19 protein-coding genes are annotated in these 21,009 nt (G+C 71.9%); 12 read left to right on the top strand and 7 right to left on the bottom strand.

Annotation, left to right across the window (positions count from 1 at the left end; all coding sequences use genetic code 11):
* Positions 1–20 precede the first annotated feature (20 nt).
* A complete protein-coding gene (locus DSC45_RS15780) occupies positions 21–401 on the bottom strand; it encodes a MerR family transcriptional regulator (RefSeq protein WP_119291356.1) in 381 nt (126 codons plus the stop codon).
* 60 nt (positions 402–461) lie between these two features.
* Between DSC45_RS15780 and DSC45_RS15775 the strand changes: the two genes are divergently transcribed.
* Entirely contained in the window at positions 462–1,367 is a 906-nt protein-coding gene (locus DSC45_RS15775; RefSeq protein ID WP_119291354.1) for an NAD(P)H-binding protein, read from the top strand.
* A gap of 122 nt (positions 1,368–1,489) precedes the next feature.
* Here DSC45_RS15775 and DSC45_RS15770 read toward each other — a convergent pair whose 3' ends face one another.
* From DSC45_RS15770 to DSC45_RS15760, 3 genes are read right to left on the bottom strand one after another with little or no spacing between them, the layout of a single operon-like run.
* Positions 1,490–2,251 (bottom strand): amino acid ABC transporter ATP-binding protein, encoded by a 762-nt coding sequence (locus DSC45_RS15770; RefSeq protein ID WP_119291352.1) that lies wholly within the window; start codon positions 2,249–2,251, stop codon positions 1,490–1,492.
* Positions 2,248–3,186 carry an amino acid ABC transporter permease gene (locus DSC45_RS15765; RefSeq protein ID WP_119291351.1) on the bottom strand — a complete coding sequence of 313 codons (939 nt, stop codon included), beginning with the start codon at positions 3,184–3,186 and terminating at the stop codon, positions 2,248–2,250. The genes DSC45_RS15770 and DSC45_RS15765 overlap by 4 nt, the downstream gene beginning before the upstream one ends.
* A gap of 31 nt (positions 3,187–3,217) precedes the next feature.
* The gene (locus DSC45_RS15760; protein ID WP_119291349.1) at positions 3,218–4,177 is read right to left on the bottom strand and encodes an ABC transporter substrate-binding protein; all 960 of its coding nucleotides are present in this window, start codon (positions 4,175–4,177) and stop codon (positions 3,218–3,220) included.
* 532 nt (positions 4,178–4,709) lie between these two features.
* On the opposite strand from DSC45_RS15760, the gene DSC45_RS15755 reads away from it, so the two are divergent.
* The 4 genes from DSC45_RS15755 to DSC45_RS15740 all read left to right on the top strand — a co-directional run bounded on the left by DSC45_RS15755 (position 4,710) and on the right by DSC45_RS15740 (position 7,995).
* A complete protein-coding gene (locus DSC45_RS15755) occupies positions 4,710–5,918 on the top strand; it encodes an NAD(P)-dependent malic enzyme (protein WP_119291348.1) in 1,209 nt (402 codons plus the stop codon).
* A gap of 231 nt (positions 5,919–6,149) precedes the next feature.
* Complete coding sequence (locus DSC45_RS15750) at positions 6,150–7,112, top strand: zinc-binding dehydrogenase (RefSeq protein ID WP_119291346.1); 963 nt, start codon at positions 6,150–6,152, stop codon at positions 7,110–7,112.
* A 131-nt stretch (positions 7,113–7,243) separates the two neighbouring features.
* Positions 7,244–7,453: a helix-turn-helix domain-containing protein gene (locus tag DSC45_RS15745; protein ID WP_119291344.1), complete on the top strand. Its 210-nt coding sequence runs from the start codon at positions 7,244–7,246 to the stop codon at positions 7,451–7,453.
* Positions 7,453–7,995 carry a Clp protease N-terminal domain-containing protein gene (locus DSC45_RS15740; RefSeq protein ID WP_119291342.1) on the top strand — a complete coding sequence of 181 codons (543 nt, stop codon included), beginning with the start codon at positions 7,453–7,455 and terminating at the stop codon, positions 7,993–7,995. Before DSC45_RS15745 ends, DSC45_RS15740 begins: the two co-directional genes overlap by 1 nt.
* Before the next feature lie 123 nt (positions 7,996–8,118).
* Here DSC45_RS15740 and DSC45_RS15735 read toward each other — a convergent pair whose 3' ends face one another.
* The 3 genes from DSC45_RS15735 to DSC45_RS35735 form a co-directional block, all read right to left on the bottom strand.
* Entirely contained in the window at positions 8,119–9,189 is a 1,071-nt protein-coding gene (locus DSC45_RS15735) for a PadR family transcriptional regulator (protein ID WP_119291340.1), read from the bottom strand.
* Between the two features lies 1 nt (position 9,190).
* Positions 9,191–10,081, bottom strand: a complete 891-nt coding sequence (locus DSC45_RS15730; protein WP_119291338.1) for a DUF4097 family beta strand repeat-containing protein — start codon at positions 10,079–10,081, stop codon at positions 9,191–9,193.
* 153 nt (positions 10,082–10,234) lie between these two features.
* On the bottom strand, positions 10,235–10,411 hold the full coding sequence (locus DSC45_RS35735; RefSeq protein ID WP_162929236.1) for a DUF6104 family protein: 177 nt from the start codon (positions 10,409–10,411) through the stop codon (positions 10,235–10,237).
* Positions 10,412–10,666: 255 nt separating this feature from the next.
* Between DSC45_RS35735 and DSC45_RS15725 the strand changes: the two genes are divergently transcribed.
* The 7 genes from DSC45_RS15725 to DSC45_RS15695 all read left to right on the top strand — a co-directional run bounded on the left by DSC45_RS15725 (position 10,667) and on the right by DSC45_RS15695 (position 20,998).
* The gene (locus DSC45_RS15725; protein ID WP_119291336.1) at positions 10,667–11,251 is read left to right on the top strand and encodes a CU044_2847 family protein; all 585 of its coding nucleotides are present in this window, start codon (positions 10,667–10,669) and stop codon (positions 11,249–11,251) included.
* Positions 11,248–13,368, top strand: a complete 2,121-nt coding sequence (locus tag DSC45_RS15720) for a VMAP-C domain-containing protein (protein ID WP_346426663.1) — start codon at positions 11,248–11,250, stop codon at positions 13,366–13,368. Before DSC45_RS15725 ends, DSC45_RS15720 begins: the two co-directional genes overlap by 4 nt.
* Positions 13,369–13,480: 112 nt before the next feature.
* Complete coding sequence (locus DSC45_RS15715; protein WP_119291334.1) at positions 13,481–14,503, top strand: AAA family ATPase; 1,023 nt, start codon at positions 13,481–13,483, stop codon at positions 14,501–14,503.
* A 7-nt stretch (positions 14,504–14,510) separates the two neighbouring features.
* Positions 14,511–17,909 carry an SAV_2336 N-terminal domain-related protein gene (locus DSC45_RS15710; RefSeq protein ID WP_240434658.1) on the top strand — a complete coding sequence of 1,133 codons (3,399 nt, stop codon included), beginning with the start codon at positions 14,511–14,513 and terminating at the stop codon, positions 17,907–17,909.
* A 93-nt stretch (positions 17,910–18,002) separates the two neighbouring features.
* Positions 18,003–18,188 (top strand): FxSxx-COOH cyclophane-containing RiPP peptide, encoded by a 186-nt coding sequence (fxsA, locus tag DSC45_RS15705; protein ID WP_119291332.1) that lies wholly within the window; start codon positions 18,003–18,005, stop codon positions 18,186–18,188.
* Positions 18,189–18,353: 165 nt separating this feature from the next.
* A complete protein-coding gene (locus DSC45_RS15700; RefSeq protein WP_240434657.1) occupies positions 18,354–19,553 on the top strand; it encodes an FxsB family cyclophane-forming radical SAM/SPASM peptide maturase in 1,200 nt (399 codons plus the stop codon).
* Positions 19,550–20,998 (top strand): aKG-HExxH-type peptide beta-hydroxylase, encoded by a 1,449-nt coding sequence (locus DSC45_RS15695; RefSeq protein ID WP_119291329.1) that lies wholly within the window; start codon positions 19,550–19,552, stop codon positions 20,996–20,998. The genes DSC45_RS15700 and DSC45_RS15695 overlap by 4 nt, the downstream gene beginning before the upstream one ends.
* Positions 20,999–21,009 lie beyond the last annotated feature (11 nt).

Below are 21,009 nucleotides of genomic sequence, written 5' to 3'. Positions count from 1 at the left end.
CCCACCCCGTACGGGCCGGGTCAGGTGCCGCGGACGAACGTCGCGCAGTCCGGGCAGTCGTCGAGGTACCGGTGCCGGCACTCCAGGGTGTGCCGCAGGTAGGTGAGCGCCTGCTCGCGGTGAGCGATCTCTTCCTCGAGATCGGCGATCTTCGCCCGTACGACCCGCTGCGCGGCCACCTTCGTCGGGGCCATCGCCGCCATGACCTCGGGCAGCGACAGGCCCACGCGCCGCAGCCTGAGGACGGTACGGGCCTGCTCCAGGGTTCGGTCGTCGAACACGCGGTAGCCGTGGGTGTCACGTGACACGGTCAGGGCGCCCACATCCTCCCAGTGCCGCAACACATGTGCCTCGACGCCGAGTTGTGCGGCTGCCTCGCCGACCGTCCGCGTTGTGCCCATGACCGCCTTGCCCTCCGGCTTCTTGCCTTCGTGTCGACCTGAACCCCTAGCTTCGCCAGCATGCCTGAAACGATGCGTCCGGTGGGCGCCCTTCCCCCTGCCTCCGTTCTGGTCACCGGGGCGGCCGGCCACCTCGGCCGCGAGATCGTCGTACGCCTCCGGGCGCGCGGAGTGCGTGTGCGCGGTCTGGTGCGCCGGGAGCCCGGAGCTGCACCGCCCCTGGGCGTCGCATGGGCGGTCGGAGACCTCACGGACCGGGCCGCGGTGCGCGCGGCGCTCGCCGGCGTCGATGCGGTCCTGCTGATCTGGCCGTTGCCGGAGACCGGGGAGCCGGCCGATGCGCTGGTCGCGGAACTCGCCGCGTTCGCGCCGCGGGTCGTCCAGGTGTCGTCCACGGCGGTCGACGACACCGCTCTGCGGCAGAGCGATCCCATCGTGCAGGTGCACGCGGACATGGAGACGCTGCTCCGGGAGGCGGGGGTACGCCCGGTGGTCCTACGGAGCGACACGCTGGCGTCCAACGCACTCGGCTGGGCGGGCCAGTTGAGGGCGGGGGACGTGGTCGCGGGGCCGGAGACGGCGCGTACCGCGGTGGTCGACGAGCGCGATGTCGCCGATGCCGCGGTGTCGGCGCTGCTCGCCGAGGACGGCCGACTCACCTGCGGGCCACACCTGTTGACCGGGCCGCAGGTACTCGAGCGCGCCGACCAGGTCGCTCTGCTCGGTACGGCACTGGGGCGGCGCCTGCGCTTCGAGCCGGTGCCGGCGGAGCTGGCCGCGGCCCGGATGCGGGCGGACGGGCGTCCGGAGCGGCTGGTCTCCGCCCTTGTCGAGGCAGCGCTGGGGAGGCGGGGGTCAGATCTGGTCACGGACCATGTGAGGCGCCTCGTGGGGCGCCCGGCCGGGGGATTCGGCGCGTGGGCGCTCGACCACGCGGCCTGCTTCCCGCCCGTCCGGCGAGGTTGAAGCTCGTCCGCACGCTTGCGACGGTCCGCCCCCGGCCCGTCCGGCTTACGAGCGAGTGCCCCCGGTCGCCGGCGGGGTCGAGGGTGGCGGGCACCCCCGACCCCGGGCGAAGCGCCGGGAGGCTACAGCACCTTCGACAGGAACGACTTCGTGCGTTCGTGCTGCGGGTCCGTCAGGACGTCACGCGGGTGGCCGGATTCGACGACGACGCCCCCGTCCATGAAGACGAGCGAGTCACCGACTTCCCGGGCGAAGCCCATCTCGTGGGTGACGACAATCATCGTCATGCCGTCCTCTGCGAGGGACCGCATCACGTCGAGCACCTCACCCACCAGCTCGGGGTCGAGCGCCGACGTGGGCTCGTCGAAGAGCATCAGCTTCGGCTCCATCGCGAGTGCGCGCGCGATGGCCACCCGCTGCTGCTGACCGCCGGAGAGCTGCGAGGGGTAGGTGCCCGCCTTGTCGGCGAGCCCCACCCGGTCGAGCAGCCGCTCGCCCCGCTCCCGGGCCACCGCCTTCGTCTCGCCCTTGACCTGGACCGGCGCCTCCATGACGTTCTCCAGCGCCGTCATGTGCGGGAACAGGTTGAAGCGCTGGAAGACCATGCCGATGTCCCGGCGCTTGAGGGCGACCTCGCTGTCCTTCAGCTCGTAGAGCTTGTCGCCCTTCTGCCGGTAGCCGACCAGGTCGCCGTCGACGTAGAGCCGGCCGGCGTTGATCTGCTCCAGGTGGTTGATGCACCTGAGGAAGGTGGACTTGCCGGAGCCGGACGGGCCGATCAGGCAGAGCACCTCGCGCGGTGCGACCTCGAGGTCGATGCCCTTGAGGACCTCGACGTGACCGAAGGACTTGTGGACGCCCTCGGCCTTGACCATGGGCGTCATCGCTTGGCCTCCGGCGAACGGGTGGAGAAGGAGAACAGGTTGGTCCGCAGCTTCTGCAGCGGCGTCGGCGGCAGACTCCGGGACGAGCCGCGGGCGTAGTACCGCTCCAGGTAGTACTGACCGACGCTGAAGACCGTGGTCAGGACCAGGTACCAGAAGGCGGCAAGGAACATCATCTCGACCGTGGCGCCGGAACTGGTTCCGATGTCGGTGGACTCCTTGAGGAGCTCGTAGTACTGCACCACGTACACCAGCGAGGTCGTCTTCAGCATGTTGATGACCTCGTTGCCGGTGGGCGGCACGATCATCCGCATGGCCTGCGGGATGACGATCCGGCGGAGCGTCTTGCGGTGGCTCATGCCGAGCGCCTGGGAGGCCTCGGTCTGTCCCTCGTCGACCGACATCAGGCCGGCCCGGCAGATCTCCGCCATGTACGCGGCTTCGTTCAGGCCGAAACCGAGCAGCGCCGTCAGGAACGGCGTCATGAAGTCGGACCATTCGTCCTTGTAGATCGGCCCCAGGTTGATCGTGTCGAAGACGAAGCCCAGGTTGAACCAGACCAGGAGCTGGACGAGCACCGGGGTGCCACGGAAGAACCAGATGTAGAACCAGGCGATCGACGACGTCACCGGATTCTTGGACATCCGCATGACGGACAGGATGATGCCGCCCACGATGCCGATGACCATGGCGACGAGGGTCAGGATGAGGGTTTCGCGGACACCGTGCAGGATGCGGTCGTCGAAGAAATAGTCCGGGATGACGCCCCAGTTGATGTCGCCCTTCGCGAAGGCGGCGACGATGGCGACGAGGAGGCCGAGCGCGATCAGCGCGGAGACGTACCGGCCGTAGTGACGGACCGGGATGGCCTTGATGGCTTCCGGACGGGGCGGAGGGGTGTCCTCCGGGCCCGGCTTGTTGATCTCAACAGTCACAGGTCATGCCTTTCAACAGCGACGGGCGGTGTCACTTGCCGCCGTTGATCTCGGCCGAGGTGATGGCGCCGTCCTCGACACCCCACTTCTTGACGATCTTGTCGTACTCCTTGTTCTTGATGATCGCGTCGACGGCTTCCTTGATCGCGTCCCGCAGTTCGTCATTGCCCTTGGGCACGGCGATGCCGTACGGAGCGGCCTGGACCTGCTCGCCGACCAGCTCGAAGTGCTTGCCGCCGCCGGAGGTCTTCACGGCGAACGCGGCGACCGGGAAGTCGGAGGATCCGGCGTCCGCGCCGCCGGACCGCAGCCGGGTCTGCGCCTGCTGGTCGTTGTCGAAGGTCTCGAGGGTGATCTTGCCCTTGCCGGCCTTCTCGCACTTCGCCGACTCGTCCTTGGCCAGGTCGTGCGAGACCGTGCCCCGCTGCACGACCATCTTCTTGCCGCAGAGGTCGGCCCAGGTCTTGATGCCCTGGGTGTCGCCCTTCTTGGTGTAGATCGAAACGCCCGCGGAGAAGTAGTCGACGAAGTCGACGCCCGCGCCGACCGCCTTGCCGGTCTCCGGGTCGACGCCTTCCTGGCGGTCCTTGGTGTCGGTCATGGCCGACATCGCGATGTCGTAGCGCTTGGAGCGCAGACCGCCGAGCAGGGTGTCGAAGGTGCCGTTCGAGAACTTGAATTCCACGCCGAGCTGCTTGCCGAGCGCCTTGGCGATGTCGAGGTCGATGCCGACGACCTTGCCGCTCTTGTCCCGGTACTCCACCGGCGGATAGGCGATGTCCGAGCCGACCTTGATGACGCCCTCGTCCCGGATGTCCTTCGGAAGCTTGTCGGCGAGAGGGGCGGAGGACTGCTTTTCCTTGGACGCGCCGGAATCGGCGGTCTGGTCGCCGCAGCCGGTCAGGATCAGGGCGCCGGCCACCGCCGTCGCGCCGACCGCGGCGATACGGGACTTCGCGGGGCGACGGCGACAGCTGCTGCGTGCGGTCATGGTGGGTTCCTCCGGCGGGGGGTGTAACCGATCGGTCGGGCACACACCTTCGGGTGTCGCGACCTAGTGTGATTACGGCATCCTGCCATTCGGACGCCCTGGTTCAGGGGCCAGGCATGTCAAAAATGGATAACAGCAACCGGCTTGGTGCCGGTTCTTGTCCGGTTCGGGTGTGCCTTCTCCCGATCAGTACCTGGGTGGCCGTAGATTCTCCGATCCGTCTCGGATTCCGGCGCCGTTCATTTCGCCGTCTTCTGCGTTCCGGGCGCCGCGCCTAATGTCCGGATTTCGGACTATGAGGGATCTCACCGCTCAGTATCGGACTCGTCTGCCGCCCGTGCCATCCGGTAAAACAGAGCGTTACACCCCTCATCCGGGGCTCAGGGCGCGTGTGCGGCGCGCCCGCGTGTCCGTACCTCCCCTTGTGGAGGCGGTCCAACCGCCGAGACAAGGCACGGACACGGTGCCCGCCCACCCCTCAACCAGGGAGTGGTCACCCTCAATTGATAAAGACTTAAGGGGTCAGACAACAGTGGCAGCGGAGATCGTCAATCCTCGCAGCGACGCCGGTACGGACGGCCCGGAAGAGGCCTTCGACCCGGCATTCGCACTGCACCGTGGCGGCAAGATGGCCGTGCAGGCCACGGTGCCGGTCCGGGACAAGGACGACTTGTCCCTCGCGTACACACCGGGCGTCGCCAAGGTGTGCAGCGCCATCAACGAGAAGCCGGAACTGGTCCACGACTACACGTGGAAGTCGAACGTGGTCGCCGTCGTGACCGACGGGACCGCCGTGCTCGGACTCGGTGACATCGGTCCCGAGGCCTCGCTCCCCGTCATGGAGGGCAAGGCGATTCTGTTCAAGCAGTTCGGCGGGGTCGACGCGGTGCCGGTGGCGCTCGCGACCACCGACGCCGACGAGATCGTCGAGACCGTGGTGCGGCTCGCCCCCTCCTTCGGCGGCGTGAACCTCGAGGACATCTCGGCGCCGCGCTGCTTCGAGATCGAGCGCAAGCTCCAGGAGCGCCTGGACATCCCGGTCTTCCACGACGACCAGCACGGCACCGCCGTGGTCACCCTCGCGGCGCTGCGCAACGCGGCGAAGCTCACCGAGCGCACGCTCGGCGAGCTGCGTGCGGTGATCTCGGGTGCGGGTGCGGCGGGCGTGGCCATCGCCAAGTTCCTGCTCGAGGCGGGGATCGGCGATGTGACGGTCACGGACCGCAAGGGCATCGTCAGCAGTGACCGCCAGGACCTCACCGAGGTCAAGCGCGAGCTCGCCGAGCTCACCAACAGGGCAGGTCTGACCGGATCCCTGGAGGACGCGCTGTCCGGCGCGGACGTCTTCATCGGCGTCTCCGGCGGTACGGTCCCGGAGCCGGCGGTCGCCTCGATGGCGCGAGACGCCTTCGTGTTCGCCATGGCCAATCCGAACCCCGAGGTCCACCCCGACATCGCGCACAAGTACGCGGCCGTGGTGGCGACGGGCCGTTCGGACTACCCGAACCAGATCAACAACGTCCTCGCCTTCCCGGGCATCTTCGCGGGTGCGCTGCAGGTGCGGGCCTCTCGTATCACCGAGGGCATGAAGATCGCCGCGGCGGAGGCGCTCGCGGGGGTCGTCGGGGACGAGATCGCTGCGGAGTACGTCATTCCGTCTCCGTTCGACGAGCGGGTCGCGCCTGCGGTGACCGCGGCGGTCGCTGCGGCCGCGCGGGCCGAGGGGGTTGCGCGGCGGTGAGTGCCGCGTTGCGCGGGCTGATCCGGGGCCGCTGAGCCGCTCCGGTGATCGAGGACGGACGATGGCGGGGCACGTTCCAGGCGTCGGCCTGGAACGCCTCGTCCCCGATCGCCGGCCCGGCCGCACGACGTCCTCGGTCGCCGCCGGGCCGGGTGTGCCGTAACGGGGTTGATCCGCGTCACACCGCGGCGCGGTACCGCGACCCGAGGCCCGCGGCCTATCGTCAGCCGCATGTTCGCTGCCTACGCTTCCCGAATCGACCGTGACCAGCCGCTCGACGGCCTCGAGTTGGGGGAGCGTCCGGCCCCCGAGGACCGTCCCGGCTGGACGACCGTCAACGTCCGCGCCACCTCGCTCAACCACCACGACCTCTGGTCGCTGCGCGGTGTCGGTCTGCCCGAGGAACGACTGCCGATGATCCTCGGCTGCGACGCGGCAGGTGTCGACGACGACGGGAACGAGGTCGTCCTGCACTCCGTCATCGGCCAGACCGGTCACGGAGTCGGGCCGAAGGAGCCGCGCTCCATCCTGACCGAGCGCTACCCGGGCACCTTCGCCGAGCAGGTCTCCGTGCCCGCCTGGAACGTCCTGCCGAAGCCCGCCGGCCTCTCCTTCGAGGAGGCCGCCTGCCTGCCGACCGCATGGCTCACCGCGTACCGCATGCTCTTCACCAACGCGGGTGTCCGCCCGGGTGATTCCGTACTGGTACAGGGTGCGGGCGGTGGCGTCGCGACCGCGGCGATCGTCCTCGGCAAGGCGGCGGGCCTACGGGTCTTCGCCACCAGCCGCGACGAGGCGAAGCGCAAGCGGGCCCTCGAACTGGGCGCTGTGGAGGCGGTGGAGAGCGGCACGCGGCTGCCGCAGCGGGTGGACGCGGTCATCGAGACGGTGGGCGCCGCGACCTGGTCGCACTCCATCAAGTCCCTCAAGCCCGGCGGCACCGTGGTGATCTCCGGCGCGACCAGCGGGGACGCGCCCTCGAAGGCCGAGCTGACCCGGGTCTTCTTCCTGGAGCTGAAGATCGTCGGCTCGACGATGGGGTCCAAGGACGAGCTGGAGGACCTGCTGTCGTTCTGCGACGCGACGGGCGTACGTCCGGTGATCGACGAGGTGCTGCCGCTCGACCGTGCCCGCGAGGGTTTCCAGCGGATGGAGGCGGGCGGCCAGTTCGGCAAGATCGTCCTTACGGTCTGAGGCCGGACCGGCGGTCTGAGGGCGGAATGCGGCCCGAGACGCCACCGACCGCCTTCCGGGGCAGGCCTCCCCTGCCACCGTTCTGTCAATGAAGGTTGACGGTCGGGATGCTGTCAACGTAAGTTGACGGCATGACCGAAGCGACGGATCTCGCCGAGCGGGCCGGAGATCGTGATCCACGGGTCGGGCTGCGGGCGGTCGCCGCATTGCGGCGGCTGCTCGAGCAGCTCGAGTCGGTCCAGGTGCGCAGTGCGCGCAACCAGGGCTGGTCGTGGCAGGAGATCTCCGCCGAACTCGGGATCAGCAGGCAGGCCGTGCACAAGAAGTACGGGAGGCGATGATGTTCGAGCGGTTCACCCAGGGGGCGCGTGCGGTGGTCGAAGGGGCCGTCGCGTACGCGGAGTCGCGTGAGGCTCCTGCCGTCACGGACGAGCATCTGGTGCTCGCGCTGCTCGATGCGGAGGGCACGAAGGGCTCTTTCGTCCTGCATGCACTGGGGATGGAACGCCAACGGGACACGGTGGAACGGGAGTTGGCCGAGGCTCGGCGCCGTGGCGGGGTCTCGGACGCCGATGCGCGGGCCCTGGCCGGTCTCGGTGTCGACGTCGACGCGATCGTGGCACGGGCGGAGGAGGAGCACGGCGAGGGGGCGCTCGCGGGCACGGCCCGCCGGGCGAGACGCCGCCTCACCGGGCACCGCCCCTTCACTCCCGAGGCCAAGGACGTCCTGGAGAAGTCGCTGCGGGCGGCCTTGGGGCGAGGTGACCGCAGCATCGGCGACGAGCACCTCCTGCTCGCCCTCACCGCCCGCCCCGGCGTCCCCCGAGACGTGTTGGCCGGCCACGGGCTGTCCCATGACGCGGTGGTACGGGTGCTGGGGTAGGTCGAGGCTGTCATGCCCGTCCGCGGGGTCCGGACGAGGCCGGGCGGGTGGCGGCCGAGGCTGCCAGGCCGATGCCTGGCAGCCCGCGGGGCGCGCGGCAGCGCCTCGGCGGCACACCGGCCGTCAGTCCTGCTGCGAGCCGCCCCCCGCCGGGTCCGCCCCGGAACGGAGCACCGCCCCGATATGCGCCGCCGCAACGGAAAGATGACGCCGGGCGTCCCGCAACTGCGCCTCCGTCACTCCATGATCACGCGCAGCGTCCCGCACATCGTCGCGGAACCGGTCGAGCAGCCGCTCGAGGTCCCGCGCGGGGTCACCGCTCGACGCCTCACGGGCCCACGCGGGTTCGTCCGGTTCCGCATCGTCCGCCGGTACGCGTTCCACGGTGACCTCGGTGGCGGCGGTGTCCTTGCCCGGACCGGGCGAGGGTGACGAGGAGTCGGCTGACGAGGCCGACCCCGGTCCCCACCCGAACCGCCCGAACTCACGGGTGAGTTCGGTGAGTCCCTCGCGCAGTCCCGTCGGCCAGTCGCCGCGGGTGAAGTGGCCCTGGACCTGTTCCTGGACCCGGCGCGCCATCCGCTGCACCTCCTCGCGGGCCTCCTCGTGCGCGGCCTGTGCCTGCCGGCGGGCCTCCGTGGCGTCCTCGCGCGCCCTGCGCGACTCGTCCTTCGCGCGGCGGGCCTGGTCCTTCCACTCCTCCTTCGCACGGCGCAGCTCCTCCTTCGCCGTGCGCCAGGCCTCACTGTCCCCGGCTCCGCCCTTCCCTGAACTGCCTTGTCTCGCACCGGACTTGCCTGCGCCGTTGCGGTTCGCCCCGGCCGCCTCGCGCATCTCGCGGCGCAGGTCGCCCGCGGCGCCCCGTACGTCGTCGCGGATCTCGGCGGCCAGTTCGGCCACGGAGTCGCGGATCTCCAGTTCCAGGTCCGCCAACTCGCCGCTGCGGTCGGCGAGTTCGGCGCGGCCGGCCTCGGTGATCGAGTAGACCTTGCGGCCGCCCTCCGAGGTGTGGGTCACCAGGCCCTCGGCCTCCAGCTTGGCGAGCCGCGGGTAGACCGTGCCGGCCGAGGGCGCGTACAGGCCCTGGAAGCGCTCCTCCAGGAGCCGGATCACCTCGTACCCGTGGCGCGGGGCCTCGTCGAGGAGCTTGAGCAGGTAGAGGCGCAGGCGCCCGTGGGCGAAGACGGGGGGCATGTCAGAGCACCTTTCCGGTGGGCGGGACGTCATCGGCGGGAGGAGTGTCGGCCGGTGGTTCGTCCTCGTGCGGCGCGGGCCGGTGGAGCAGCGCGATGGCGCCTGAGACCGTGTTGGCCTTGAGCGAACCGCCGCCCGCGCCGAGTCGGCCGGTGACCCGCTTGGCGCCCCAACTGCCGCCCACGTGCAGGTCGTCGAAGGAGTTGGAGACCGCGCCGCTCGCTGTGTTCGCCTCGACGCTCGCGTCGGCGGAGTGCGGGAGGCGGACGGCGATCTCGCCGGAGACGCTGTTCAGCTGGATGTCCGTCGGGCCGTCGCCCGGCTCCACGTCGACGATGGTGTCTCCGCTCACCGTGTCGGCCCGGACCGATGCGCCCGAGCCCTCGACGACGGTGAGTCCGCCGGACACCGAGCTGAAGCGCAGTTTTCCGGTGACGGCCTGGGCCTCCACGTTGCCCGATACGGTCTCGGCCACCACCGGGCCGGAGAGGGCGAGCAGGGTGGAGTCGCCGCTGACGCCCCGGACCGTGGTCTTCGCCGTGATGCCCGAGATGACGGCGCCGGCCCCGACCACGCCGACCTCGACGCGGGTCGCGGCCGGGACCGCGAGGGAGACGATCGCCCGGCGGCGGTGGCCCTTGCGGTCGAACCACTTCAGGAAGTTCTGCCAGGGCAGATCGTCGTACGCGACAGTGAGGACGCCGTCCTCGACGGTGACGCGGAGCGGGGGACCCTCGATCTCCGTGACCTCGAGGCGGGCGGAGTCGTCGTGGTTGTCGTCGGTGCCCACGACGTTCACGGTGCCGTCGACCGTGCGGACGTGGAGGTCCGTGAGGGGGTCGTCGAACGTGAGCTTCTGTGGCTCCGTGACGTCCCACGATGTCCTTGCCATGGGGTGACCTCCGTCTTGGCGGGGAGTCGCGCCATATCGCGTCTCCTCACGACACACGATATATCGCGGAGGCTCGACGTCAAGGTCTGCGGTTGTTCTGCCGTCTCCGGAGGCAGGGGCCCCGCGCCTCGCGCCAGGGCGCCCGGATCCGCCTCAGTCCTCCTCGTCGTCCAGTCGCGCCAGCCACGTGGCCAGGCGTTCCACCGGGACCTCGAAGTCCGGATTGAGATCCACGAACGCGCGCAGCTGCTCGGCCAGCCACTCGAACGTGACCTCCTCCTCGCCGCGCCGCTTCTCCAGCTCCTCGATGCCACGGTCGGTGAAATACATGGTGCGTGCTCCGTCGGTTTCAGGCGGTGGTGGATTCGTTCCCAGGTGAACAGGGAAGGTGTTGGTGCCCCGAGCGGGGCCCGAGGGGGAAGGGGGCTCGTACGGGGACGGGAAAAGCATAGGCAGGCGCATACCGGCCATGGCACGCAAGGACCCTCGCGTGCGAGCCACCGTCCGATTACTCTGCGCAGGCGGTGTCGGCCGTGCAGGCGGATGCCGTGGAGGTGCGGGGGACTTCAGGGAACGGGGTGAGTCATGGGGAACGGAACGAGCCGGATCGCGCAGATCGACATGCCCGACGGTTCGCAGGTGTGGGCCCGGATCTCGGTGGCCGACGATCCGGCGGAGCCGTCCGGTGAACTCTCGTACACGGACACCGGGTTCAGGGACCGGGCCCAGCTCCAGGTCGAGAGTCTGCACTCGGTCGTGACGAGTGTGGCGCGCTCCCTGGCGGGCCCGTTGCGTGCCGTGAAGCCCGACGAGGTCAGTGTCGAGTTCGGGATCGAACTCACCGCCAAGGCCGGGCGGGTGGTGGGCATGCTCGCGGACGGCGAGGCCAAGGCGAGTCTCGCGGTCACGCTCACCTGGCAGGGCGGCCCGCCCGATCTGGAGGCCTCGGACCCGGCGGGTACGCGTACCGAGGACCCGCCGCCACCGCCGGTCCCGCCGGCCGATCCTGCGCCGACCGTGCCCCCGCAGCCGCCCCCGGCCGCCGTCCCGCCGATCCCCATGACCGCGCCGAGCCCTCCGCCACCCGCCGGTGCCCCGCGCTCGGGCGCATCCCCCGGCGCTGCGGGGCGCACGGACGACACCGACCCGCCGGCCGGAGGCGGCGCGTGACGGACGAGAGCGACCGGGGCGCACCGGGACGCCCCGACGCCGCTCAGCGTGCACTGCGTGAGCTCGTGATGGCGGCCACCGTGCGCATCCATCGGCCCGGTGTCGGGTATGCCCAGGGCGAGCCCGGGACGTTTCTCGGCAGCGGATTCTTCGTCGCGCCGAACTGGGTGCTGACGTGTGCACATGTGGCGCTCGGCGGGGAAGGGGGTGAGGTCGTGGTCGTCCACGGAGGCGGGCCCGGCGTGGACGTGTCCACCGTGCACGGGGAAGTGGCCGCCACCGTCCCCGAGCGCGCGGGCCCCGACGCACGCGGCAACTGGCCAGGACCCGATCTCGCCCTCGTCCGGCTCCGCGAACCCACCCACCACGAGTGCGTCTACGTGTCGGAGCGGCCCGCCGCCTACTTCGGCGAGGGGACGGTGTTCTACGCCGGATGGACCGTCCTCGGCGGCGAGATGCAGGCCCTCGACGGACCGCTCACCGTGCAGGGCACGCTCGGCGGCTGGTCCGCCGGAGTCCAACTACGCCTGGGGCACAACGACTTGCCGCCCGGGGTCTCCGGTGGACCGGTCATCGACCCGGTGCGCGGCGAGGTCGTCGGCGTACTCAAATCGCGGTCGGACCGGGGGAGCGGCGGCACCTGCACCGGCATCGAGCAGCTCCGGGCGCTGCCTGTGCCGCGCCAGGCGCTGCGGGCCGAGCACGACGACCTCTACCAGGCCGTCTTCCACGCGCACGACCGCTACCACCGCGACCGCCAGCGGCACCCCGGCGCCGGCCGGTCCACCTGGACGGACGTCCAGTCCCGCCTCGGAGTGCGGCCCGGTCGCGCCCTCGAGCCGGACGAGCGGGCCCAACTCCTCGGGAAGCTCGCCGAGTTGCCGCCACCGGTGAGCACCCGCACGCTGCTCGACCTGCTCGAGTCGCTGCCCGACTTCCCGGCCGAGCTGCCGTCGCCCGCGCCGCGCGCCTGGCGGGACGGACTCGGCGCGCTCTACGAAGGGGCGCGCCAGGACGGTGCGCTCGAACTCCTCCTGGCGTACGCGATGGGGGTCATCTCCGCCGAGCAGCCCTATGTGGCACCCGGCACGGAAGCGGCCGAGCAGAGTCTGTGGGAGTGGGTGCGCAGGTCGGCGGGGCGCACCGGTCGCCCGCGTCTGCGGGACCGGCTCGCCGAGCAGCACATCGAGCATCTGCGGCGGCGGCAGCAGCCGAGCGCCCCGGACCTCCCGGTCTCGGCCGAGGGCGACGGCGGCCAAGTGCCGTACCCCTTCACCCTGTTGGAGATCGGGCAGCGGGGCTGGGAACCCGACCACTGCTTCTGGCGGATCTGCGTGGTGCGGCAGGACGGCACAGTGGTCCGGCTGCCCGAGGGAGACCGCGCACCCCTGGACGACCTGCCGGCCGTGCTCGCCGGACCGCTGGAGGAGGCTTTCCGGCGCTGCGACGAGCCCGGGCGGCCCGGGGCCCTGCAGGTCGCGCTGCCTCCCGCACTGTTCGGACTGGACGTCGACGCCTGGCAGTCGAGCCCGGACGCCGCACCGCTCGGCGCGCGCCGGCCCGTCGTCGTGCGCTGCGCCGACCGGGACAAGGCGGCGGTGGACGGCGCCGTTGATCCGGGGGCGGCATCGGCCGGAGAGTACGAGGAGCCCGGGGAACCCGGTGAGCGTGAGGCGCGGTGGCGTCGTGTGCACGAGCACGAAGCCGGTGTCGAGGTACTGGACTGCGACGACGGGCTGCGGATGCCGGTGCCGTCCGTGGACCGGCTCAGAGGCCTTCCGCACGGCGCCGTCCCGGTGCTCTGCCGGTACGGCGACCGGCGCTTCGAGGACGACGGTGTGGCGCTCGCGCGGATCGTGCACGGCGGCTTCTCCGTCGCCCTGTGGCGGCGCTGGCGGGGTGAACGCGACGCGGTGTGCGGCGAGTTCCACCGCCGCGCGGGAGAGACCGTCGCAGGCGCCGGCAGCGCGGCGCGGCTCCCGGGCCTGGTGCACGAACTGCGGGCGGGCCTGAGCGAGAGCCGGCCCGAGACCTACTGGGCGGACGGAATCACCCTGTTCTATGACGACCCCCACCTTCCGCTCCTCGGCGCGGACGACCTGCTGGAGGCGCCGTGAGACGACCTGACACCGGTACCTCCGAGCACTTATCAGGCCCCCTCGCGGTGGATACCGTGAGGCACGTCCGGACGGCTGCCCTGGTGGACGAGCGACGACGAGGAACCGGATCATGACCGAATCCAGCGAATGGCTCATCTACCGGGGTGCGGGCGAGCCCCACGGCGGGATGGCCCGGCTCCCGGCACCGCCGCCCTGGCGCGACTTCGCCGGCCGGGACGCGGAGAGTGGCGACGGCTCCGAGGACCGCAGGCTCGGCATCCACCGGCACCTCGCCGAACTGCACCGGCCGGGCGCCGAGGAACTCGAGATGATCAATGCGGCGCTGTATCTGCGCCGCCCCCTCCTGGTCACCGGCAGCCCCGGCGCGGGCAAGAGCACCCTCGCGCACTCCGTCGCGCACGAACTGGGCCTCGGCGGCGTCCTGAAATGGTCCATCGTCAGCCGCTCCGGACTCCAGGACGGCCTGTACCACTACGACGCCATCGCCCGGCTGCAGGACGTACAGATCGCGGCACAGGGCGGCGGGCCATCCACCGACGGCGCCGCCCCCGGCGCGGCGGAGAGCATCGGCAGTTACATCCGGCTCGGCCCGCTCGGCACCGCGCTGCTGCCCACGGACACCCCTCGGGTGCTCCTCATCGACGAGCTGGACAAGAGCGACATCGACCTGCCGAACGACCTCCTGAACGTCCTGGAGGAGGGCGAGTTCGCGATCCCGGAGCTGGAACGGATCGCCGACCGGCTGCCGAATCGCGAGGCCGAGGTACTCACCGCCGACGGCGCCAAGGTGCGGGTCAAGGACGGCAAGGTGCGCTGCCGCGCCTTCCCCTTCGTCGTCCTCACCAGCAACGGCGAGCGAGACTTCCCCGCCCCGCTGATGCGCCGTTGCATCCACCTCGAGCTCGAACGCCCCGACCACAAGCGCCTCGCCACCTTCGTACGGGCCCATCTCGGCGACGAGGCGGCACGGGCCGGCGACGACCTGATCGCCCGGTTCCTCGAACGGTCCCGCAGCGAACTCCTCGCCGCCGACCAGCTGTTGAACGCCATCCACCTCACCGACGCGGCCGCACCGCCGAGCCGTGAACGCCTCGCCGACCTGCTGATCCAGCGGCTCGACCGGCCGAGGTGAGGCGCTGATGCCCGACGCCCAGGGGCGCGACGGAGCCTCCGTCGGTCCGCCTGCGGCCGGCCCGCCGAACGCGAGCCGGCCGGGCGAGGACGCACCCGGCGGCGACCCGGTCGCCGAACTGATCGCGCGACTGCGCGGGGCCGGCCTCGACCCGGACGGCGAGCAGCTCTGCGACGCCCTCTGGCTGGCCCGCTGGACCCGCACGGCCGAACCCGAGCCGCCGGGCGAACCTGCGCCGGACTCCCGCGACCAGCCGGCCCCACGCGACCGGACGACGACTGCGGGGAACGGCCCCGTACCGGCGGACCCGCCACTCCCGGCGGACCAGCAGGTACCCGCACCGCTCGCGCCGCAGCGGCACGACGGAGGCGGCGACCGGCGCGTGGCGCTGTTCCCGCTGCCGCAACCCGGCGAGCGCACGACCGGCAGCCCGGGCCGGGCGGCGCCGCTCCCGGTCGGAGTGCCGGCGGCCACCGCCCTGCCCGCCCCGCTCGAACTGCAGCGCGCCTTACGGCCGTTGCAGCGCTACCGCAGTCCCGCGCCGCCCCTGCGGACCGTCCTGGACGAGACAGAGACGGCCCAACGCAGCGCGCTCGCGGGCCTGGTGACGCCGGTGTTCCGCGGAGTGACCCGGGCCGACGCGCGGCTGCAGCTCGTGATGGACGCCTCGTCGTCGATGCGCGTGTGGGACAGGATGTTCGCCGAATTGGAGCAGATCTTCGGCAGGCTGGGCGCCTTCTGGGACATCCAGGTCAGTCACCTGCACGAGGGCCCCGACGGCCGCCCGGCGGTCAGCCGCAGCCCGGACCGCCACGCGCTGCCACTGCACTCCGTGGACCGGCTGAACGACCCCACCGGCCGCCGCCTCACCCTCCTGGTGAGCGACTGCGTGGGCCCGCTCTGGCGCAGCGGACAGGCGCACCGACTCCTGCACCACCTGTCCCGCCAGGCCGCCGCCGCGGTCCTCCAGCCGCTACCGCAACGCATGTGGCAGCGCACCCGACTCCCCGTCTCCTACGGCGAGTTGACCAGGGGCGAGGGCCTCGGCGGCGCCGCCGCGCTGCGGGTGCGCAGCCGCTCGGGAACCCCGGTGCCGGCCCGGCCCGGCATGCTCCCGGTGCCGGTGATACCGCCGGAACCCGCGGCCCTCGGCGCCTGGGCGCGGCTGCTGTCCCGTACCGGCGCCGGTACGGTCACCGGCGCCATCGGCTGGGTCAGCGCGAACCAGCCCCCGGCACCGGCGGCCCGCCCGGGACGCCGCCCGTCCGGGCTCGAACTGGTCAGCAGATTTCGCTCCAACGCCTCCACCGGTGCGGGCCGGCTCGCGGTCTACCTGGCGGCGGCGCCGCTCTGCCTGCCCGTGATGCAACTGGTGCAGCGCACCATGCTCCCCGACTCCGGACCCGCCGAACTCGCGGAGGTCCTGCTCGGCGGCCTCGTCTCCCGTACCCGGGAGACGAACGGTTCGGGTGGCCCCCAGTGGTACGAATTCGCCCCGGGCGTACAGGAATCGCTGCTCGCACCGCTGGGCAGGGACGAGGCCGTACTGATCCTCAAGCACTGCTCGCAGTACATCGAGGGACGCTTCGCCAAGGGCGGCCCCAACTTCCCCGCCCTCGCCCTGGCCCAGCTCGGCGGCGGCAGTCCGCCCGGGCCCTACGCGCGCGACGGCCGCGACCTGGAGCCGGCCGGTGACGGGGGCGAGACGCAGCTCGTCCCGCAGCCCTTCGCCGAAGTGGCGGCCCGCGTCCTGGAGCGCTTCATGCCGCTGCCCGAGCAGTTCGCCCTCTACGGCGCCCGCGACCGCCGGGAGGCGTCCGAGGACCGGCCCGTACACCCCGCCGTGGCTCGTGCACGCTCGCTCGTGGAGCGGTTCGACGGCGAGGGAATGGTCCAGGACCTCATCGATGCCGTGCAGTTGCTCCGCCGGGCGACCGAGCAGGACACCCCCGACTCTGCCGCGGCACAGGACTTCGAGCTGTGGGGCGAGTACGGGCAGAGCGTGCTGCGGCTGTGGGAGGTGCAGGGCGGTCCCGAGTTGCTCGCGGAGGCCGAGCAGGCGGCCGGACGCGCGGTCGCTCACCCGCGCGGGCTACGTGAACGGGCGGTGCTGGCACGGGTGTTACGCGCCGGAGCCACCGACCACTGGCGCCACGGGGACCGGCGGCAGGCGCTCGAACTCCTCGGCCGCGCCGACCGCGAGTATGCAGTCGCCTGTTCGGCGCCCGGGCTCGACGAGTCGGAGGTGCTCCGGCTGACCCTGGAGCGGGTGAGCGCACTCGAGTCGCGCTGGCGCCTCGGCGGCGACAGCTCCCAACTGCAGGCGGCCGTAGGCATGCTGGAGGCCTACGTCGACGCGTGGCCGGACCGCGACCGGACCCCCGCGGAGATCCTGCTCGCGCACGGCCGGGTCCTGCTGCGGCTCTCCGGCGCCACCTCCCATCCGGAACAGGCCCGCAGATACGCCGAGCAGAGTGCCGGCTCGCTGCGCGAGGCGCTCGACCACGACTCTGACAGCGACGCGGCGCGCCGCGTCCACGTCCTGATCGACCTGGTCGATGCGATCCTGGCGTCCGGCGGAGTACTGGACGACGCCAGCTCGGCGGTCGAGGAGGGCCTCGGCCTCGCAGGCAACCAGCATCAGCGCGCCAGGCTCGAGGTCCGCGCCGGCCGGATCGCGGTCGCCGCCTATGCGGAATCGGGAGGGCCCAGGGAACTGCACGCCGCGGCGCGGCACTTCGAGCAGGCGGCCCAGCGGATGTCACGGGACGCCGCCGCACATGCCGACGTTCTCGCCGAATGGGGCGAAGTACTGCTGCGACGCGTGCAGTTGGGCGAAGGCATCGCTACGCAGGACTCGTTGTCCAGGGCCATAAGTGTGCTGCGCGACTGCCGGGCCCAGACCTCGGCGGGCAGCGCTCACCTGGCCCGGCGCCTGCTGCTGCTCGGCCGGGCCCTGATGCTCCGCTACGGCCTGGGCGGAGAGCGTGTCGACCTGCGGGAGGCCGAGCATCTGCTCGGACTCGCCGCGGCCGAGGCGGAGGACGCCCTGCTCGCGGCGCAGTGCTGGCTCGAGCTGGGACAGGCACAGTTCGAGGCGTACGCGAGCCTCGGCCGGACGAGCCGCCTGGACGAGGCGGTCGACGCCTTCCGGGCGGCGGCGGAGTCGGCCCGCCGCGCGCAGCGGGACGCGGCGACGGAACGCCGGGAGCAGGAAGCGGCCCGACTGGAGGCACAAGCACACCACTTGCGGGGTATGTCCTATGAGGCGGCGGCGCGTCCGCGCTCCGCGCGTGAGGCCTATCGCGAGGCCCGGACCCGGTGGGCGAGACTGCCGGATCACCACATCGGCACCAGCGAACCGACCGCGGAACAGACCGCGTTGCGGCTCGCCGAACTGGAGTGAGAGGCAGGGAGGACCGAACCGGACGGCCTGGCAGGCCGGTTCGGATACGGGTGGGTGTCGAGAGACCGAGGAGAGAGGGGAGAGTGGACAGACATGGATGAGCGGGGACAGCAGGACGGGCCGGGGGAACGAGCCGGGGCGCTTCCGGATCTGACGGGACTGGCACTCGCGGATCTGCGGGACGTCCGGCATCCGGTTCTGGACCAGGTGCTGGCCGACCTCAGGGAGCGTGCCGCGCGGCCCGACGAACTGCTCTGGGGCTACAACAGCGCTTTGTGAGCAGCGCCTCCACACGCCCGTACGGAGCGAACGGACCGTCCGTACGGGGTTTTCGGCCGCACGGTCCGCGGAATCGGTCAGAGTCGAACAGGCGGCGTTTGAAAGCGCAACGGCATTGGGAAGGACGGCCGGGGACGAGCGGCGAACCGTAGGCAGGGGGCTGGCGTGTCTGGACGAGCTCCTGCCGATTCTGCTGCCCAACCAGCCGTGCCCTTCGGGCAGTTCATCGTGAAGGTGCACGGCCGCTGCAACCTCGCCTGCACCTACTGCTACCTCTACGAGGGCCCGGACGACACCTGGCGAGACCGCCCCGCCGCCGCGTCGCAGGACGTGCTCGACGCCACGGCGACTCGTATCGCCGAGCATGTGCGCACCCACGCACTGGGCACCGTAGCCCTCGTCCTGCACGGCGGAGAGCCGCTCCTGGCGGGTGCGGACCGCCTCGGCCGCTTCACCGACCTGGTGGGTGCACGGGTACCTGAGGGCTGCACGGTGCGCACCACACTGCAGACCAACGCGACCCTGCTCACCGAGGAGCGCCTGCGCACCCTGGCCCGGCACCGCATCGGCGTCGGCATCAGCCTGGACGGCGGCCGCGCCGTCCACAACAAGCGCCGTGCGTACCGCTCCGGCCGCCCCTCATGGCCCGCAGCCCAGCGCGGGGCCCGCCTGGTGGCCGACCGCTTCCCGGGGGCGTACGCGGGAATCCTGGCCGTCGTCGACCCCACCCAGGACCCCGTCGACACCTACGAGTCCCTCCTCGCGCTCGGCCCGCCGACCCTCGACCTGCTCCTCCCGCACGGCAACTGGTCGGCACCGCCGCCGCATTGGACCCCGGAAGGGTCCGTGTACGGGGACTGGCTGTGTGCCGTCTTCGACCGCTGGTGGGGTGCCGGACGGCGTGAGACGCGGGTGCGCCTCTTCGAGGAGTGCCTGGCGCTGCTCCTGGGCCTTCCGGCGGTCACCGAACAGATCGGCCCGGCCCCGTTCGCGTCCGTCGTCGTGGAGACCGACGGGGCGATCGAGCAGGCGGACTCGCTCAAATCGGCCTACGACGGCGCGGCGTACACGGGCCTGAACGTCCTCGGAAACAGCTTCGACGAGGCGCTCGGGCATCCCGCGATAGCCGTGCGCCAGGCCGGCACCGCCGCGCTGTCCGCCGACTGCCGCAGATGCCCGCTCCTCGGCATCTGCGGCGGCGGCATGTACGCCCACCGCTACCGGGCGGGACACGGGTTCACCGGCCGCTCGGTGTACTGCGCCGACCTGTGGCGCTTCATCAGCCATGTGGCGGACCGGCTGGCGAAGGACGCGGCGAGAGCCGCCACCTCGCCGGCGGCCCACCGGAACGGAGGCAGGCCGTGAGGGTCCCGCCGGTCACGGACCACGTCCTCACCGAACTCGGCAGCACCGGCGGCGGCCCCGACGCCCTCGCCCTGCTCGCCCGCGACCAGGACACCCGTCGGCTGCTGCTGCTCCGTGCCGTCCTCGACGCCGTGGACGAGGCGGACGAGGCCTTGTGCCCCGCCGCCCTGCGCAGCCGGCTCCTCGACGACTGGGCGCTGCTCGTGGCCGCCGACGCGCCCCCGCCCAAGCGCGCCGAGCCGACGGCGCAGCGGACAGGCGCCCCCTCGCCCGCCCGGGAACGCCTCCTCCACCCGCTGGTCGGCCCCTGGGCGCAGAGCTGCCTGAGCGCCCTGGACCGCCGTACCACCGCAGCGGGCGCGCACCGCCTCCGCCGCGACCTGGCGCACTTCAGCGCCCTCGCCGCCGCCGCAGCAGCCCGTGCCGATCTCTCGTTCACCGTGCGTCTCACCGCCCACGACGGCGTACTCGACCTGCCGTCCATCGGCACCCTGCGCATCCCGCACGCCACCGACCGCGAGCTCGAAGTCCGGAACGCCGAGGGTCGATTGACCGTCCGTCAGCACGATGCGGCAGACGTGACCGTGCACCCGGAACGCGGTACCGGCGGCTGGTCCGGTGCCGCGGGGTGGACATCCGCCTACGCACTGCCCGCCCTGACCCCCGCCGCCGCACCCGTCCCGCTCGACGACCTGGGCCCCTATCGCGCCGGCCCGGGCGGCTCCGGCTATCCCGGACTCGGCGGGCCCGGGGAACCCGGCGACGCGGAGCGCAAGCAGTGGCTGCAGGCCTGGTCCGGCACCTCGGTCGAACTCCGCCTCGGCGGCGACCAGCGCCTCCTCGAGGCCGCGACCCTCCTGCGGGGCCTCGTCCCCCTGACCTCCCCGGACGACTCGGGCTCCGACGACACCATGGGCGGCACCTGCAGCGGAACCCGGCCCGAAGCCTTCGGAGCCGTCCTCAGCACCGCCCCACCCGCCCCGGACGTCTTCGCGGTCACCCTGGTGCACGAACTCCAGCACACCAAACTCGTCGCCCTCAGCCAGCTGGTGACACTGCATCAAGCGGGCCCGGACAGGCGCTACTTCGCGCCCTGGCGGACCGGACCCCGCCAGTTCGACGGACTCTTCCAGGGGACCTACTCGCACCTCGCGCTCGCCGACTTCTTCCAGCAGCGGGCACTCACCGCCGCGCACCATCCCGACCGCGAAGCGGCCTGGTCCGCCCACGCCCGATGCCGCGAACAGGTCGCGGCCGCCCTTCCCGTCCTGGCCGGCTCACCCGACCTCACCGTCCCGGGCCGCCGTTTCGTCGACGAGATGATCGGCCGGTACGAACGCATGGCGCAACACCGGCCACCGCGCCACCACGTCGTACGCGCACAGGCCTACGTGGCCGCGGCCCGCGCCCTCTTCGAGGTTCGGCGAACAAGGCCAACTGGGTGACTACAGTTGCC

This window comes from Streptomyces sp. YIM 130001, assembly GCF_003574445.1.
Lineage (GTDB): Bacteria > Actinomycetota > Actinomycetes > Streptomycetales > Streptomycetaceae > Streptomyces.
The sequence above is the reverse complement of the archived record's forward strand: the minus strand, read 5'-3'. Positions and strand labels throughout refer to the sequence as shown.

Coding starts and splice junctions, on each gene's coding strand:
- DSC45_RS15780 (WP_119291356.1), bottom strand. CDS start 401: ATGGGCACAACGCGGACGGTCGGCGAGGCAGCCGCACAACTCGGCGTC.
- DSC45_RS15775 (WP_119291354.1), top strand. CDS start 462: ATGCCTGAAACGATGCGTCCGGTGGGCGCCCTTCCCCCTGCCTCCGTT.
- DSC45_RS15770 (WP_119291352.1), bottom strand. CDS start 2,251: ATGACGCCCATGGTCAAGGCCGAGGGCGTCCACAAGTCCTTCGGTCAC.
- DSC45_RS15760 (WP_119291349.1), bottom strand. CDS start 4,177: ATGACCGCACGCAGCAGCTGTCGCCGTCGCCCCGCGAAGTCCCGTATC.
- DSC45_RS15750 (WP_119291346.1), top strand. CDS start 6,150: ATGTTCGCTGCCTACGCTTCCCGAATCGACCGTGACCAGCCGCTCGAC.
- DSC45_RS15745 (WP_119291344.1), top strand. CDS start 7,244: ATGACCGAAGCGACGGATCTCGCCGAGCGGGCCGGAGATCGTGATCCA.
- DSC45_RS15740 (WP_119291342.1), top strand. CDS start 7,453: ATGTTCGAGCGGTTCACCCAGGGGGCGCGTGCGGTGGTCGAAGGGGCC.
- DSC45_RS15735 (WP_119291340.1), bottom strand. CDS start 9,189: ATGCCCCCCGTCTTCGCCCACGGGCGCCTGCGCCTCTACCTGCTCAAG.
- DSC45_RS15730 (WP_119291338.1), bottom strand. CDS start 10,081: ATGGCAAGGACATCGTGGGACGTCACGGAGCCACAGAAGCTCACGTTC.
- DSC45_RS35735 (WP_162929236.1), bottom strand. CDS start 10,411: ATGTATTTCACCGACCGTGGCATCGAGGAGCTGGAGAAGCGGCGCGGC.
- DSC45_RS15725 (WP_119291336.1), top strand. CDS start 10,667: ATGGGGAACGGAACGAGCCGGATCGCGCAGATCGACATGCCCGACGGT.
- DSC45_RS15715 (WP_119291334.1), top strand. CDS start 13,481: ATGACCGAATCCAGCGAATGGCTCATCTACCGGGGTGCGGGCGAGCCC.
- DSC45_RS15710 (WP_240434658.1), top strand. CDS start 14,511: ATGCCCGACGCCCAGGGGCGCGACGGAGCCTCCGTCGGTCCGCCTGCG.
- fxsA (WP_119291332.1), top strand. CDS start 18,003: ATGGATGAGCGGGGACAGCAGGACGGGCCGGGGGAACGAGCCGGGGCG.